We start from the raw sequence: 14,454 nt of genomic DNA, 5'->3' as shown, positions 1-14,454 counted from the left end.
TCACATCCTCACTTTTATTGTCGAATATTACACCAGAGCAACGATTTTGCGGGCACCGTCCGCCATGGAATCAGCAGCAACGATATTCAGTCCGGAGCCGGCGAGAATCTCCTTGCCCAGTGCCACATTCGTGCCCTCAAGACGTACGACCAGCGGCTTGGTTAAGCCAAGCTGTCTTGCCGCTTCGACTACACCGGTAGCGATGACATCACAACGCATAATACCGCCGAAAATATTAACAAAGATACCGTTCACCTTGTCATCGGACAGGATGATTTTGAAAGCCTCCGTTACCTTCTCAGTCGTCGCACCGCCCCCTACATCCAGGAAGTTGGCCGGTTCGCCGCCATAATATTTAATGATGTCCATAGTCGCCATCGCCAGGCCCGCCCCGTTCACCATACAGCCGATGTTGCCGTCAAGTGCGATGTAGCTGAGGTCGAATTTGGACGCTTCGATTTCTTTGGCATCCTCTTCGTCCAGATCGCGCAGCTCCAGGATATCCTTGTGGCGGAACAGACTGTTGGAATCGAAGTTAAGCTTGGCATCAAGCGCCATCACATTACCGTCTGCAGTAACGACCAGCGGGTTGATCTCCGCAATTGAGCAATCTTTATCCACAAAAGCCAGATATAGCGCTTGCATGAACTTGACCGCTTTGTTCACCAGTTCGGGAGGAATGGCAATGCTGTAAGCCAGCTTACGCGCCTGGAAGGTCTGAAGCCCCACCGCCGGATCAACGATTTCCTTGAAAATCTTCTCGGGATGTGTAGCCGCCACCTCTTCAATCTCCGTACCGCCCTCTTCGGATGCCATCATGACGACCCGTCCGGAAGCGCGGTCCACAACCAGACCGATATAATATTCTTTGACAATCTGACAGCCTTCTTCAATCAGCAGCCGCTTCACTACCTTGCCTTCGGGTCCCGTCTGATGGGTCACCAGTGTCTTGCCGAGGATCTCGGATGCAAAGCTGCGGACCTCATCACTGTTCTTCGCCACCTTGACGCCGCCGGCTTTGCCGCGTCCGCCAGCATGAATCTGCGCTTTGACTACAACCACAGGTGTACCCAGCGCTGCGGCAGCTTCCACTGCTTCGTCCACTGTATAAGCAACTTTTCCGTTCGGTACGGCTACGCCATACTTCTTAAGTACTTCTTTTCCCTGATACTCGTGGATATTCATTCCGGAAGCCTCCTAAAGTGTTGCGGTGACCTGTGCAGGCAGCCTGCGGTCATTCCGCATTCCGTTTTGATTGTCCAAAGCCGGGTCCAGACCGGTTGTTAACCGGCAATATCCCGGTACAAGCAGAGCGCCTGCGCCTGAAGCATATGCTGCAAACGGTACGGTCCTCTGCCAGTAGCATATAGTTCCTATCACATAGTGATATCTATAATTACCTATATGCCAGAATGTGAAACCCAGAATATTGTAACATGTTTTAAAAACGCTTTCCTTAAAAACTTTCACTATTTATACATACATTTTCGCTCGGTTTCATGCCGGAATGCGAACGATTGCATTGACATCCATGCTGAAACGGCTTTACCGCCCTTATTCAGGACGGCGAAACCTATACCCTTATATGTGAGTGAGACTACGATTTCGAATTGCTAATGTTAGCTTCGTGCACCCGGTCCAAGAGATTTTTGAACTGTCCCAGCAAATCTATGAACTCTACCGGGGAGAGCTTCGTACCTTCTACCATTTTGCCGGGAATGTCCATAGCATTCTGCTGTAGCGACAAGCCTTGGGGTGTTAATGATATCAGCACCTTCCGCTCATCCTGCAAAGAACGTTCACGCAAAATTAGTCCTGCAGCCTGCAGCCGCTTGAGCAGCGGAGTCAGTGTGCCTGAATCGAGGAACAGTGCTTCACCCAGCTCCTTGACTGTACATTGCTGTCTCTCCCACAGGACCAGCATAACCAGATACTGCGAATACGTTAATCCGATCTTATCCAGATGAGGCTGGTATAGCTTCGTAAATTCACGTGAACAGGCATAAATCGTAAAGCAGAGCTGGTTCTCCAGCATAAGCTCAGGGGTTGTAGTGGATTCTTTTTGCATTTCTTCTTCACCTGCCTTTGTGACATTAGTTTATCACAATTCATCCATAATATCATGTTAATAGTGGAAAATAGATTGACTTTTATTTTAATTGTGTTAAATTAAGTTGTGTACAATACAATTTGAAAACGAACGGGAGCGATTTAATATGATGACCATCCAACAGAAAATGTACGAAACAACAGTAAAAGCCGTAGGCGGCAGACAGGGTTCTATCGAATCCGACAGCCCTAAACTGAATCTTGCGATCAGCACACCACGTGAAATGGGCGGCGCCGGCGGTGAAGGCACGAATCCTGAGCAGCTGTTCGCAGCCGGATATGCTGCTTGCTTCGACAGCGCGCTGAACATGGTTGCACGTATGGGCAAGGTAAAGATTGAAGGCTCTGAAGTAACGGCTACCGTCAGCTTCGGTAAAGTGGAAGACGGCGGCTTCGGCATTGCCGTGAAGATGGATGTTCTGGTCAAGGGCGTTGACCGCGAGACCGCTGAACGGCTGGTACAAGAAGCTCATGGCGCATGTCCTTACTCCCGTGCTACCCGTGGTAACATCGAAGTAGAATTGAACGTGCTGTAAGAATAGCTTCACAAGTAGAAACGGCATTGCCGTCCTTTTTAAGGATAGTACCGTTTCAGCATCCAACCCCTGCCCGGCGGCCCCGGACGGGGGTTTTGGCGTGTCAGGCTTCCTCCTCCACTATGACCTGCCTGTCCAGATTACGGTATTGGACCGCTTCGGCCAGATGGGCAGCGCCAATCTCCTCCGTGCCTTCCAGATCGGCAATCGTGCGGGCCAGCTTAATAATCCGGTCATGCGCCCGCATGCTGAGTCCGAGACTCTCGAGAATACTGCTGAGCAGCATCTCCTCTTCCGGCCGCAGTGCAGCATAACGGCGAAGCGCCGCCCCGGACAGCTCGCTGTTCCAGGAAATCGGCAGAGTCTTATATCGCTCCGCCTGAATGGCCTGAGCCCGCAGAACCTCAGAACGCATCTGTGCCGTCGAGACCGGAGGTACACTCCTGTCGCCTGCTCTTGGACGCGGTACATCAACCTGCATATCCATCCGGTCCAGCAGCGGGCCCGAGATTTTGCCCCGGTACTGGGCGATTTTGGCCGGACTGCAGCTGCACCGCTGCTCTGTACTGCCATTGCCCAGAAATCCGCACATGCAGGGATTCATGGAGCAAGCGAGCAGGAACTGGGCAGGAAAAGTGAAGGATGCCCGTGCCCGGCTGATGGTGACAATGCCATCCTCCAGCGGCTGGCGGAGCACTTCAAGCACGGTCCGGGAGAACTCGGGCAGCTCGTCCAGGAAGAGAATGCCGCGGTGGGCAAGGCTAACTTCCCCGGGCTTCGGAATTCCGCCCCCGCCGATCAATCCGGCTGCTGAGATGGTATGATGCGGTGAACGAAACGGGCGCTCGCGCAGCAAGCCGCCTCCGCCGTCCCTAAGCTTCCCGGCAGCACTGAATATCTTCATCACCTCAAGCGACTCTTGATCGTTAAGATCGGGAAGAATTCCGGGTAACCGCTTAATCAGCATCGTCTTACCCGTACCTGGAGGGCCGATCAGAATAATATTATGCATTCCCGCTGCCGCAATCGTAAGGGCACGCTTCACATGATTCTGGCCGATAACATCGCTGTAATCTTCATTCATTAGCTGCTTCACCCCAAGCGGGGAGGGAATATTCTCCGCTGGCTCAGAATGGTATCTCAAATGGTCCAGGGACAACGCCAGAACGGGCGGACGCTTCCTGGAGGACGCTTCAGCACTCACAGATACAGATACCGGAAACGGCAAATCAGCCTGCGGCAAGGGCAAGTCTGATCCGGCTGCTTCAGACTGTTCAACCGGATTCGGCGGAGGAAGCTGATCGGGCTGAGGCAGCTCCCGCAAATGCCCGGCAGTGTACACCTTCATTCCCGCGATCAACGCAGCTTCAGCCGCATTGCCGGGCGGCACCAGAACAGCATGAATCCCGGCCTGCCGCGCAGCCTGGGCCATGGATAATACCCCATTTACCGGCCGCAGACTTCCATCGAGCGCAAGCTCACCAATCAGCAGCATCTGTCCGGCTTCCGGCATAACAAGCTGGCCGCTGGTCGTCAGTATTCCCAGGGCAATCGCCAGATCAAACGCCGAGCCCTCCTTGCGCAGGTCCGCCGGGGCCAGATTAATCGTCACCCGCTGTTGGGGATAGCTGTAACCGCAATTCTTGACGGCGGACCGTACCCGCTCTACCGCTTCCCTGACTGCCGAATCCGGCAGGCCGATAATATGGGTCTGCGGTAAGCCGTTAGCCAGATCCACCTCCACTCCGATCATTACACCTTCAATGCCATATAGGCATGCGCTATGCATTTTTCCGTACACAAATAAGCACCTCTTCTCCAGAAATACACCCGCAACGGGCGTTCGTTTCCAGGAAAAAAGGTGCTTCCTCTTTTTCCGTAAGCTCAATTAAACTCAGTATACCTAAAACCCTACACAACATGCAAGGTTATTGCGCATATAGCGCTGCACAAAAATCGGTTTTCAATCGTCTTGCATAAATATGCAACTATGACCAAAGAATCATTTTAATCAGCCTTCTTCACTGGCTACCACCGAATCCCTTATCTGTTCAAAGGACAGCGGGGTGTAATTCCAGTGCTCCACACAAATATTAAAGTGATGATTGCCCTCATATTTCTGTCCATGAATATGACCGTGCACATTCACGTAAGGCATATGCTTGTTCATATACATCGGCTCATGCGAGAGCAGAAAAAACTCCTTGTATATCAGCGGATACTCACTGACCTCATCAAATCCGGCTTCCAGCCACCAGCCCCGTCCGCGTCCACGGTCATGATTGCCAAGAATCAGTATTTTGTACCCGTTCAGGGCAGCCACAATGCTCCGGGTCTCCTCTTGATTCCTGAAAGAAAAGTCCCCCAGATGAAAAATCGTGTCCTCCTCTCTTACGACTGCATTCCAGTTCGCAACCATCACCTTGTCCATCTCTTCCGCACTGGCAAAAGGCCGCGATTCAAAATCAATGATCAGCTTATGGCCAAAATGATGATCTGAGGTAAAAAATTCGTTGGACAAGATCGCTCCCCGCTTTCGCTAAGTGCTTGTTGCTTATTCATTCCACTTCCGTTTGGCTCCGCGCCGGTTCACATCCATTTGTATTAATTCCGCCACCGGCGGACCTTCCTCATGCTCGATCAGCCATTTGCGCATTTCCTTAATGGCCTCCACTTGCCCGTTACCCTTGTCGCGCCAGGTCAGCAGCTCAATCACATTGATGACCAGTGACAAGAGGCTGCTGTTGCTGTCTTGGGTTTTCTCAGCACGCATCTTGTGGAATAACGCTTCATTCTCCCAGTCAATCAATATCTCTTCCGCTATTGCAGGCCGCATAACGGTGAATGTCTTATTACAATTACTGCAGCATACAACGGATAAGGGCTCTGCGCCAAGTTCCGCTACTATATTATGCTCACAATTTTGGCAAGTAAAGCTTACCTGTATATTCATTGATTGATTCCTCATTCCGGCAGCCCTCCTCATGGTGGCATTAAAAGTTACACTAATGTTTACCCACTTCTTTTGAGAAATGACCCATGAAGTCCGGCATCTGTCAAGGATAATTGTTAAATTCTAACCTGTTTTTGCAAAACAGAGACAGCTAAAAGGCTTCCCGGAGATGGCGCAGGGAGGCGATGCTTAAATCCGGCTGAAGCTGTACAGCGATCACATCGAAGGCAATCGCAGCCGGCTGCAGTCCCTGCATGTGCAGGTAGACCCGGGCTGTCTCTCTCACCTGACGAATTTTGTGTGCATCAACCGATTCCTCCGCAGTGCCCTGCACGGTTGAGCCGCTCCGGCTGCGCACCTCAATGAAGACCAGAGCGCCTTCATACTCCGCGATAATATCCAGCTCTCCGCTGCGGCAGCGCCAGTTATAATCCCGGATGAGGTAGCCCCGCGAAGTCAGATACATTCGGGCCGCCTGCTCGGCAGCAGCGCCTTTCTCCTGACGGGTGTAGGTTCTGCCGTCTCCGTTATGGCTCACTTCTGTCTCCGTTCACCAGCTGTCCGGTCACTCTGGTATACATAGCTGAGAATTTCAGCCACCAGCTGATAGAGCTGAGGCGGAATCTGCTGGTCGAGATCCAGCTTCGACAGCACCTCTACCAGCGCCGCATCCTCCTGCACCGCTACTCCGTTTTCCTTTGCCTTTTGCAGGATGATGTCTGCAACCGAGCCTTGCCCCTTAGCGACAACCACCGGCGCTTCGCTCTGGCCCGGAATATATTTGAGCGCCACTGCCTTCTTGAGGTTCTGCGGAACCTTCTGCTCAGACTCACTCATATGCGGTAATCCACTCCTTTGTACTCCTGAGGAGCATAATCGGACGGCTTCACCGCAGCAGCGGCCACACTCCGTTCCGGCAATGCCTCCGTACGCAGGCTGGACAGCTGATAGCCTATGCCTTCGACAGCCGCTTTCATCTCCTCGCGGCGGCCCTCCAGCAGCTCCAGTACCCATGGTTCATCATTATGCAGCTTCAGGCTGACGATGCGGTCGACCACCTGCACATCGACCATCGTCTGGCCGAGCTGCTTCATGTCCAGATCGAACCACAAGCGGCAATTCGCCGCGTCGAGTTCCCCTTTGCTGCCGCGCCGCGACTGGATCTGGACGGAGGCCGTCTCCCGGCCATCCGGACCATGCAGCGGCAGGAACATCGTCACCTGCGCGAACGGCGCGGTGCGGTCTGTATTCAGCAGCAGCTGCTGGCCTGTCAGCTGCTGCACCAGCTGGCCCGCGGCTTCCTTCACCGCGGGCGGGGTCTCGCTGCTGCCCAGTACCTGCAGCAGCACGCCCTTGAGCGTACCGGCGGCATCTTCTGCGCCGCCGGACGCTGCCTGCGCGGCGGCGGTGTGCGCCCCGCCGCCGCGCAGGATCTGCTGCTCGTGCTCCGCACCGAGCAGCTTCAAGATCCGCCCCACCCAGGGGTCTGTCCCCTGGGTGGCGGCGGGTTCCCCCTGCGGCGGCGCAGCCGAAGGGGTTGCACTGCCGCCCGCCGCGCCGGAGGCGGGCGGCGCTTCGGCGAGCTGCGGCAGAGTGCCGCGCAGCTCGGAGAGCACGCCCTGCAGCTTCGCGAGCAGGGCAGGCCCCGCAGCGCTCTGCGCCTGCGCGGCAACGCCCGCGCCCTCACGCACCCCAGCTGCGATTCCCGCACCTTCACGCGTTCCTGCCGCGTTCCCTGCGCTTTCTCGCACTCCAGCTGCGATTCCCGCACCTTCGCGCGCCCCTGCCGCGTTCCCTGCGCTTTCTCGCACTCCAGCTGCGATTCCCGCACCTTCGCGCGCCCCTGCCGCGTTTCCTGCGCTTTCTCGCACTCCAGCTGCGTTCCCCGCTCCTTCGCCACGCGTTCCTGCCACGTTCCCTGCGCTTTCACGCGCTCCAGCTGCGTTCCCAGCGCCGTCACGCGCTCCAACTGCGATTCCCGCACCTTCGCGCGCTGCTGCTGCAATTCCCGCACCTTCACGCGCCCCTGCCGCGTTCCCCGCTCCTTCACCACGCGTTCCCGCTACAGCACCCGCACCTTCACGCGCCCCTGCCGCGTTCCCCGCTCCTTCGCCACGCGTTCCCGCTATAGCCCCCGCACCTTCGCGCGCTCCAGCCGCGTTCCCCGCTCCTTCGCCACGCGTTCCCGCTACAGCACCCGATCCAGCCGTATTCCCTGCGCCTTCTCGCGCTCCAACCGCATTCCCGCTTCCTGCAGGCTCCGCATCTCCCGCCGGTACTAATGCAGCTTGTCCATTGGCACTGCCAGCAGCCTGCGAAGTACCCGCATTACCGGTTACTCCTGCCTGTGTATTCACCCCGGCAGCTCCTCCCGGAAGAGCACCGGCTGCTGGAGTATTAACAGCCAGACCGGCATTCGCTCCGCCTGTCAGCAGCCCTCCCGCATGTCTGCTATTCCCCGTTCCTTGACCTGATCCGTCGCCGTCCGCTCCTTGCTGCACCCAGACGTTCAGCGCAGTCTCCAGCTTCGACAGCAGATCATGCAGCTTCGGTCCGAATACAGCCTGCTGCAGCCCTTTCACCGTCTCAGCCGTTACAGGCAAGCCGCGCTTCACTGAGATTACAGCCGCCTCCAGCCACTCTGAAGCAGGGACACCTGGAGGCTTGGCATTCATAACTGCATCCAGCTTCGCTGCAGTCTCCTTGGTGAAGGCCAGCCCTCCGGCCTGCATCGCTTGAACAATCTCCCGTCCCGCCTTGGAATTGGCAAGTCCAAGCGACTCCAGCGCCTCGCCCATACTCTGCGGCGAGACCATAGCCGCCTCCCCCAGAGAGACCGGCTTAAGCACCGGCAAGCCGCCTTCTCCTGGTGCACCCACCTGCAGGTTCAACGTCTGACCGGCTGCCAGCGGTGTTTCCAGTTCAGCCCGTACCGGCGTTCCCTGAATCTGCACCACCGCTTCTTTTCCGGAATCGGATACGCTTAGCACAACGCCGCGAACAACCTGACCTTCCTTAAGCTCTACAGATTTGGCCTCCCCCGCCTTGCTGTCGCCAAGCAAACCGCGAACCAGTGATCCGATGTTCATGTTGTCCGCCTCCCTTCTTTCTATTTATATCGGTATTTCGCCTTCATTTGTGATTATCGGGATGATACGCCAAGTGGAAACTGCTATGCCATCCTTTTAGAGGACGGCACCGTTTCAGCGAGAAATAGAAGGATAATGTAGATGTGAAACTATACATTCTTATATTTTTAGAATAAAGACAACTGTTCCTGCTCGGCAAGAATATTGCCGATGAAGCTGCGCCGGTGCATCGGAGTTACACCCAGTGCCTTGATCTGTTCACGGTGCAGCTTTGTCGCGTATCCTTTATGTACTTTGATCCCGTAATCCGGGTATAATTCCTCCCACAAGCCCTCACAGAGCCGGTCACGTGTCACCTTGGCTACAATGGATGCGGCAGCAATCGACTGGCTGTTGGCATCCCCTTTAATGATGGCACGCTGCGGCAAGGGCAGGTCCACCTTCTCCGCATCAATCAGCATATAGTCCGGCTGCTGGCTTAATCCTTCTACTGCCAGGCGCATCGCCAGACGCGAAGCCTGCTTAATGTTAATTTCATCGATTACCGCCGCCTCCACATGCCCTAAGCTTACCGCCAGCGCCTGCTCCATAATGGTCTCATACAGAGCATCCCGCTTTTTGGCCGTCAGCTTCTTCGAGTCATCCACACCCTCAATAATCAGCCCCACCGGCAAAATTACCGCTGCAGCCACCACATCTCCGAACAAACAACCCCGCCCCACTTCATCCACACCTGCGATGTGACGGAAGGATTGCCCCCAGCCTTCTTTTTCGTACCCAAGCATATCTATCTCACTCATCATCTCTCCACCTGCCCACTAAAATTAAAATAAGCTACATCTATGATCAACCAGCGAATATATGACTTACCGCGAATCCCAAAGATACTTCAGGACTTACCCATTTCCATACAATCCCAGTCTCCGAATCTTAAAATTCTGCACTAAATACAACAATCCCTTCATTAATACTGCGTAAATCCAAAAAAGTTGTATGAATAACATCATTTCTCTTCCCACAAGCTGCCTTAACGAGGACATTCCTGCATTTCATACAACACTTTTGCTACGCCGCCCCATTCCCCGCTTACACGCAAAAAAGAGCCACCCCACATTCACGGATGGCTCTTCCATTCCATACAGTATTCTACTATTCAGGTGTCTCCAGGGTGAAACGTCCAAGCTTCCCTGCACGAAGCTCATGCAGCAGCGCGCGTGAAGCCTTCTCCAGATCCACCCGGCCGCCGCTCATCAGACAACCGCGCTTACGCCCTACTGCTTCCATAACGGCCACGATTTCGTCCGGGTTCTCTAAGTCCTCCGGCAGCTTATTGATATCGAAGCGTTCCTGGAACCGGCTTCCGTAATCCTTTACCAGATACTTCACCGCATAATAAGCGATATCCTCAATATTCAGGATTTCTTCCTTAATAGCCCCGGTTACTGCCAGCTTATAGCCTACCGTCTGATCCTCGAACTTCGGCCAGAGAATCCCCGGCGTATCCAGCAATTCCAGACTACCGCCAGTCTTAATCCATTGCTGGCCCTTGGTAACCCCCGGACGGTCACCGGTAATCGCAATATTTTTTCCAGCCATCCGGTTAATGAGAGTCGATTTGCCTACGTTGGGAATGCCCACAATCAGTGCCCGCATCGCACGCGGATTCATGCCCTTGGCAATTTGCCGGTCGATCTTGTCCTTCAGCAGCAGCTTCACCTGCTCGGGAATCTCTTTTATCCCGGTGCCAGTAGAAGCATCTACCGGATAGGCAACATGACCCTGCTGCTTGAAATAAGCCAGCCACTTGCGTGTAGCTTCCGGATCGGCCAGATCTGCTTTGTTTAGAATAATCAGCCTTGGCTTGTCCCGCAAAATATCGTCAATCATCGGATTACGGCTCGAGATCGGCAGACGGGAATCAAGCAGTTCTATTGCAACATCAATCAGCTTCAGCTTATCCTCGATTTGCCGTCTAGCCCTCGTCATATGACCAGGAAACCATTGAATGGCCAATGCCGTCACCTCCTTTGACTTCTGTCAGCTTAAAATAATTAATGATTTATTAATGAGATATTCTTCACCGGCCAGAAAATAAGGTCTGCACGGCCGACAATATCCCCCAGCGGCACATAACCGATCATCCGGCTGTCCGTACTGTCAGAGCGGTTATCCCCCATTACGAACACATGGCCTTCCGGCACCTTGTTGTCCGTAAACTGCTCATTCGGGAAGTTCTTATTGTTGTACAAAATGTTGTTATTATGTGCATCATCAATCGCGCTCTGGATATACGTCTCGTTCACAGGCTCTCCGTTAACTGTAACGACATCCCCTTCAACTGTGACGGTGTCGCCTGCCACACCAATGACACGTTTAATGAAATCCCGGCCCTCAGAGGGCACATGGAACACAATGACTTCCCCGCGCTCCGGCTTGCGGATATCGTAGAGAATTTCATTAACAATCACCCGTTCGCCGGTATGGAAGTTAGGCTTCATGGAAGGACCGTCTACGATAAACGGTTTGAACAAAAGCCAGCGTATTAGAATAACCAGAACCAATGCAATCGCTATCGCTTTAATCCATTCCAGGACTTCATTCTTTGGCTTCCGTGGGCTCTGGCCGTTAGAATCAATCACTTCGCCTTGCCCTTGCTGCAAATCCTGCTGCATAGTTCACCGTCCTCTCCAATAATTGTTATCTCCACTATACAATACAAAAAAGCTCCTGCCAAAAACTCCCCCGCGATTACTCCTTCAGGAGGCCTTTTCGGAGAAGCTGTTCCTAAGGCACATATGTCTAAAAACCCACAAAGTAAGACTTTAACTTCGATGCTTACTAAGGTACTTTGCGGGGATCCACAATTCTGTAATCACAAGAAATAAACGAAAGGGGCTTGAATTCAAGCCCCTTTCCTTTGTCACTATTCTAGCGACGAATTTCTTTAATTCTTGCAGCTTTACCGCGCAGGTCACGAAGATAGTACAGCTTCGCACGACGTACTTTACCACGGCGAGCCACTTCGATTTTCTCGAGTTTAGGGGAGTTGACTGGGAATGTTCTTTCCACACCAACACCATAAGAGATTTTACGAACCGTAAAAGTCTCACCGATACCGCCGCCGCGACGTTTGATTACAACGCCTTCGAACAGCTGGATACGCTCACGAGTTCCTTCGATAACTTTTACATGCACCTTCAAAGTGTCACCCGGGCGAAAACTCGGGATATCTGTACGAAGTTGCTCTTGTGTAATTGCTTGTAGGATATTCATTAAGGACTTCCTCCTTCCGTACAGGTGTTCTTGCCTCTTCCGGAGAGCCATTGCTCTCCCTCATTATCCGCAGAGGACCACCGTATTCCACACAACAGAAGTAATTTTATCATAAAAGACAGGCTCATGCAACATATATTTATTCTTTAAAGCGGCAGCATATCCCGTTTCTTCGCCTTCACCTTGCAATCCTTGCAGAGTCCGACCACACTTCCGTCATCCTGGGCATAAAAAACCAGCTTGCCGTTCTTCTTCTTACAGGAGGAGCACTGCTGATCCGCAGCATTCTGCTTGGCCATACGGTGCCCTTCCATAGAAATCACATTACTGGCCTTCCCTTGCTTCGGCGCTTCAGACTGATCTTGGCTCATCCGGCTGCGGTACACGGTATAGACAACTGCACCCACCAACACAACGATCAGGAATGCTGCATACTGCATTTGGCTCCTCCGCCCCTCTGACTTGTTCAGTCAAAATAGTAAACAGACCGTCTCCCGGGTCTGCTTCCGTGCCGGCCCTCCAGCTGTCACATTTCATTCTTCCGGTCCTTCATCTAACGACAGTGTACCATAATGCCTCTCTAAAATGTAGTAGCTAAGCTTACTGGACTATAGTCCAGTAGAACAACCCGCCGCCAGGCTGTTATCCAGTGTTTTCCCATAATATATAATACTGAGTATACATAAGCAAATAATCATGCCTTTAGGAGGGCCTATATAATGAAGAAACATCACAGCACAGCAATTATTGCAGCAATGGCCGTATTTTCTATTGCACTTACCGGTTGCCGGGAGCTTCCCGGCAAGGAAGCGGCGGATAACCAGCTGGAGCAGACGATCTCCGGCAGCTTCACCCAGGAAGCGGCAGAAGCTGTGAAGCAAAGTCTCAGCGATGCCAGTGCTGCTGTCGGTGACGCCACCCTGAACATAGCAGGCAGGATTGAAGAGCAAATAAACAGCAACGGAATCAGCCGCGAGTTCTCCACCTCGCTGCCTATTGCTTCAGCTTCCGTCCTTAAGCTGGATAATGCGGTGGGGGAAGTCGCAGTAGCGCCCGCTTCAGGTGACGAGATTACTGTCCAGGCCACCGTCATTGTCCATGAGCAGACAGGCCACAAGCTGATATCCGGTGTGCTGGATCATACTGAGATTTCTATTGAACATAAAGGAGACGCTCTAATCGTCTCTGCTCATGGTGAAGGCAATTCGAAGAGGAATCTCTGGGAATGGGCGCAGCATGAGTATGGTGATTCCAACTTCAGCATTAATTATGTAATCGGGATTCCAGAGACCGTTGACCGGTTTGAGATTGATAATAATGTAGGCACCGTCCAGCTCCGCGGGCTTGAGGGGACTTTTGAGATTAACAGCAATGTCGGCAGCATCATCCTTCAAGACACCGTGTTCACAGGCAAGTCCAGTGTGCAGTCAAATACGGGGAGTATTGAGCTTGGGGTATCCAGTATGACAAAGGGCAGCAGCCTCAAGGCCAAGAGCGATATTGGAAGAATCTCCGCCGATCTGTCAGCATCAACCGCATGTACGGTCAAAGCCAGCAGTGAGCTCGGCCACATCTCCGGCGCCGACAACGGTACACCCAAGGATTATAACGGCGGCGGTCCGCTGGTATCGTTAACCACGCAGATCGGAGCCATATCTGTTAAGTAGATCATTCTATAGTCACGCAAAAAGCGGGCCTTCCTGACTTCCAGGAGCCCACTTTTTGTGTTGTTCAGGCTATCGTCAGATTAACGCAATTGCCAGAAGCGTGAACAGGCTTAAGGTCAGGATCTGGCTGCCGTAGCCATAGTATCCGCCATAATAGTTACCTGCGCCGCCCGGATAGAAGGCCGAAGTTTGCATTCTGCCATTGCCCTTTGTTTTCAGATACACATTATTCCGGTCCACATCCACGATAATTCCTTCATGGCGTTTACCGTCAGTAGTCATAATGCGTACACGCTTATCCTTGCAATGGAGACAATTATAATAAGCTTCCATCTGCTGTTTCCTCCTTAATCGTGGTTCTGTATCTTATGAGGGGAGGGATAAGCCGGTAACGGCTATCGTCACGCAGCAATTGTCTATATGTAAATTAGTTGTGAAATGAAGAACTTGTGAACATTGTGTATCAATTTTGTGTAAAAAGGGGTAATATTAAAGTAACAAAATTAATTAAACGCTTACGGTTGTGAACAATCTTCTACAATCCAAAAGGAGGCAGGAATCATGAGTACAGCAGGCAGACGTTTTATTAATGAAGGAGTACTGCGGATCGCCTGGTTTATCATTTTCGCTTCGCTCACCTACACGGTGCGCAATTATACTTGGGCCATTGTATTGCTTATGGTTGTTGCCTTGTATTCACTGGTCACGGGAGTTATCATGCTTACCCGCCGGGATGGAGACAGGGGCAGGTTTTAGCTTAACCGCACACACGGGCCTTATCACCTAAATAAAAACACTTCCTACAGAGCGTGATGCGCTGACGGAAG

At 52.8% G+C, this 14,454-nt stretch carries 17 protein-coding genes; 3 read left to right on the top strand and 14 right to left on the bottom strand.

Annotated elements, in window-relative coordinates; translation table 11 throughout:
* Positions 1–27: 27 nt before the first annotated feature.
* Both sucC and MKY96_RS09585 read right to left on the bottom strand, forming a co-directional pair.
* Positions 28–1,185 (bottom strand): ADP-forming succinate--CoA ligase subunit beta, encoded by a 1,158-nt coding sequence (gene sucC, locus MKY96_RS09590; protein WP_340940063.1) that lies wholly within the window; start codon positions 1,183–1,185, stop codon positions 28–30.
* 412 nt (positions 1,186–1,597) lie between these two features.
* Entirely contained in the window at positions 1,598–2,068 is a 471-nt protein-coding gene (locus MKY96_RS09585; RefSeq protein ID WP_340940061.1) for a MarR family winged helix-turn-helix transcriptional regulator, read from the bottom strand.
* A gap of 148 nt (positions 2,069–2,216) precedes the next feature.
* On the opposite strand from MKY96_RS09585, the gene MKY96_RS09580 reads away from it, so the two are divergent.
* On the top strand, positions 2,217–2,645 hold the full coding sequence (locus MKY96_RS09580) for an organic hydroperoxide resistance protein (RefSeq protein ID WP_340940059.1): 429 nt from the start codon (positions 2,217–2,219) through the stop codon (positions 2,643–2,645).
* Between the two features lie 103 nt (positions 2,646–2,748).
* Here MKY96_RS09580 and MKY96_RS09575 read toward each other — a convergent pair whose 3' ends face one another.
* The 11 genes from MKY96_RS09575 to MKY96_RS09525 all read right to left on the bottom strand — a co-directional run bounded on the left by MKY96_RS09575 (position 2,749) and on the right by MKY96_RS09525 (position 12,400).
* Entirely contained in the window at positions 2,749–4,446 is a 1,698-nt protein-coding gene (locus MKY96_RS09575; protein WP_340940058.1) for a YifB family Mg chelatase-like AAA ATPase, read from the bottom strand.
* A gap of 210 nt (positions 4,447–4,656) precedes the next feature.
* On the bottom strand, positions 4,657–5,166 hold the full coding sequence (locus tag MKY96_RS09570; RefSeq protein ID WP_340940056.1) for a phosphoesterase: 510 nt from the start codon (positions 5,164–5,166) through the stop codon (positions 4,657–4,659).
* A gap of 33 nt (positions 5,167–5,199) precedes the next feature.
* Positions 5,200–5,418 carry a hypothetical protein gene (locus tag MKY96_RS09565; RefSeq protein WP_340940053.1) on the bottom strand — a complete coding sequence of 73 codons (219 nt, stop codon included), beginning with the start codon at positions 5,416–5,418 and terminating at the stop codon, positions 5,200–5,202.
* Positions 5,419–5,749: 331 nt separating this feature from the next.
* The gene (locus tag MKY96_RS09560) at positions 5,750–6,136 is read right to left on the bottom strand and encodes a YraN family protein (protein WP_340940051.1); all 387 of its coding nucleotides are present in this window, start codon (positions 6,134–6,136) and stop codon (positions 5,750–5,752) included.
* Complete coding sequence (locus MKY96_RS09555) at positions 6,133–6,435, bottom strand: EscU/YscU/HrcU family type III secretion system export apparatus switch protein (RefSeq protein ID WP_036692460.1); 303 nt, start codon at positions 6,433–6,435, stop codon at positions 6,133–6,135. The genes MKY96_RS09560 and MKY96_RS09555 overlap by 4 nt, the downstream gene beginning before the upstream one ends.
* On the bottom strand, positions 6,432–8,687 hold the full coding sequence (locus MKY96_RS09550) for a DNA ligase (protein ID WP_340940050.1): 2,256 nt from the start codon (positions 8,685–8,687) through the stop codon (positions 6,432–6,434). The genes MKY96_RS09555 and MKY96_RS09550 overlap by 4 nt, the downstream gene beginning before the upstream one ends.
* 167 nt (positions 8,688–8,854) lie before the next feature.
* Positions 8,855–9,487, bottom strand: coding sequence for a ribonuclease HII (locus MKY96_RS09545; protein ID WP_340940049.1), 633 nt, complete (start codon positions 9,485–9,487; stop codon positions 8,855–8,857).
* 349 nt (positions 9,488–9,836) lie between these two features.
* Positions 9,837–10,700 (bottom strand): ribosome biogenesis GTPase YlqF, encoded by an 864-nt coding sequence (gene ylqF / locus MKY96_RS09540; RefSeq protein ID WP_340940047.1) that lies wholly within the window; start codon positions 10,698–10,700, stop codon positions 9,837–9,839.
* 38 nt (positions 10,701–10,738) lie between these two features.
* Positions 10,739–11,359 carry a signal peptidase I gene (gene lepB / locus MKY96_RS09535; protein ID WP_036733573.1) on the bottom strand — a complete coding sequence of 207 codons (621 nt, stop codon included), beginning with the start codon at positions 11,357–11,359 and terminating at the stop codon, positions 10,739–10,741.
* 256 nt (positions 11,360–11,615) lie between these two features.
* Positions 11,616–11,960 carry a 50S ribosomal protein L19 gene (rplS, locus tag MKY96_RS09530; RefSeq protein ID WP_173133107.1) on the bottom strand — a complete coding sequence of 115 codons (345 nt, stop codon included), beginning with the start codon at positions 11,958–11,960 and terminating at the stop codon, positions 11,616–11,618.
* Positions 11,961–12,106: 146 nt separating this feature from the next.
* Positions 12,107–12,400, bottom strand: a complete 294-nt coding sequence (locus tag MKY96_RS09525) for a hypothetical protein (RefSeq protein ID WP_340940046.1) — start codon at positions 12,398–12,400, stop codon at positions 12,107–12,109.
* A gap of 279 nt (positions 12,401–12,679) precedes the next feature.
* Here MKY96_RS09525 and MKY96_RS09520 point away from each other — a divergent pair, with 279 nt between their 5' ends.
* A complete protein-coding gene (locus tag MKY96_RS09520) occupies positions 12,680–13,627 on the top strand; it encodes a hypothetical protein (RefSeq protein WP_340940044.1) in 948 nt (315 codons plus the stop codon).
* A gap of 75 nt (positions 13,628–13,702) precedes the next feature.
* On the opposite strand, the gene MKY96_RS09515 is transcribed toward MKY96_RS09520, so the two are convergent.
* Entirely contained in the window at positions 13,703–13,960 is a 258-nt protein-coding gene (locus tag MKY96_RS09515) for a hypothetical protein (RefSeq protein ID WP_076078592.1), read from the bottom strand.
* Positions 13,961–14,188: 228 nt separating this feature from the next.
* Here MKY96_RS09515 and MKY96_RS09510 point away from each other — a divergent pair, with 228 nt between their 5' ends.
* The gene (locus tag MKY96_RS09510) at positions 14,189–14,383 is read left to right on the top strand and encodes a hypothetical protein (protein WP_340940043.1); all 195 of its coding nucleotides are present in this window, start codon (positions 14,189–14,191) and stop codon (positions 14,381–14,383) included.
* Positions 14,384–14,454 lie beyond the last annotated feature (71 nt).

The organism is Paenibacillus sp. FSL R7-0302 (assembly GCF_038006885.1).
Taxonomy (GTDB): domain Bacteria; phylum Bacillota; class Bacilli; order Paenibacillales; family Paenibacillaceae; genus Paenibacillus_AQ.
Note: the sequence above shows the minus strand (reverse complement) of the source record. Positions and strands in the feature narration are given on the sequence as shown.

Bases quoted from the DNA above. Each gene is read 5' to 3' on its own strand.
- MKY96_RS09585 (WP_340940061.1), bottom strand. From the start codon at position 2,068: ATGCAAAAAGAATCCACTACAACCCCTGAGCTTATGCTGGAGAACCAG.
- MKY96_RS09515 (WP_076078592.1), bottom strand. From the start codon at position 13,960: ATGGAAGCTTATTATAATTGTCTCCATTGCAAGGATAAGCGTGTACGC.
- MKY96_RS09550 (WP_340940050.1), bottom strand. From the start codon at position 8,687: ATGAACATCGGATCACTGGTTCGCGGTTTGCTTGGCGACAGCAAGGCG.
- MKY96_RS09555 (WP_036692460.1), bottom strand. From the start codon at position 6,435: ATGAGTGAGTCTGAGCAGAAGGTTCCGCAGAACCTCAAGAAGGCAGTG.
- MKY96_RS09580 (WP_340940059.1), top strand. From the start codon at position 2,217: ATGATGACCATCCAACAGAAAATGTACGAAACAACAGTAAAAGCCGTA.
- MKY96_RS09565 (WP_340940053.1), bottom strand. From the start codon at position 5,418: ATGCGTGCTGAGAAAACCCAAGACAGCAACAGCAGCCTCTTGTCACTG.
- MKY96_RS09510 (WP_340940043.1), top strand. From the start codon at position 14,189: ATGAGTACAGCAGGCAGACGTTTTATTAATGAAGGAGTACTGCGGATC.
- MKY96_RS09525 (WP_340940046.1), bottom strand. From the start codon at position 12,400: ATGCAGTATGCAGCATTCCTGATCGTTGTGTTGGTGGGTGCAGTTGTC.
- sucC (WP_340940063.1), bottom strand. From the start codon at position 1,185: ATGAATATCCACGAGTATCAGGGAAAAGAAGTACTTAAGAAGTATGGC.
- rplS (WP_173133107.1), bottom strand. From the start codon at position 11,960: ATGAATATCCTACAAGCAATTACACAAGAGCAACTTCGTACAGATATC.
- MKY96_RS09545 (WP_340940049.1), bottom strand. From the start codon at position 9,487: ATGAGTGAGATAGATATGCTTGGGTACGAAAAAGAAGGCTGGGGGCAA.
- MKY96_RS09520 (WP_340940044.1), top strand. From the start codon at position 12,680: ATGAAGAAACATCACAGCACAGCAATTATTGCAGCAATGGCCGTATTT.
- lepB (WP_036733573.1), bottom strand. From the start codon at position 11,359: ATGCAGCAGGATTTGCAGCAAGGGCAAGGCGAAGTGATTGATTCTAAC.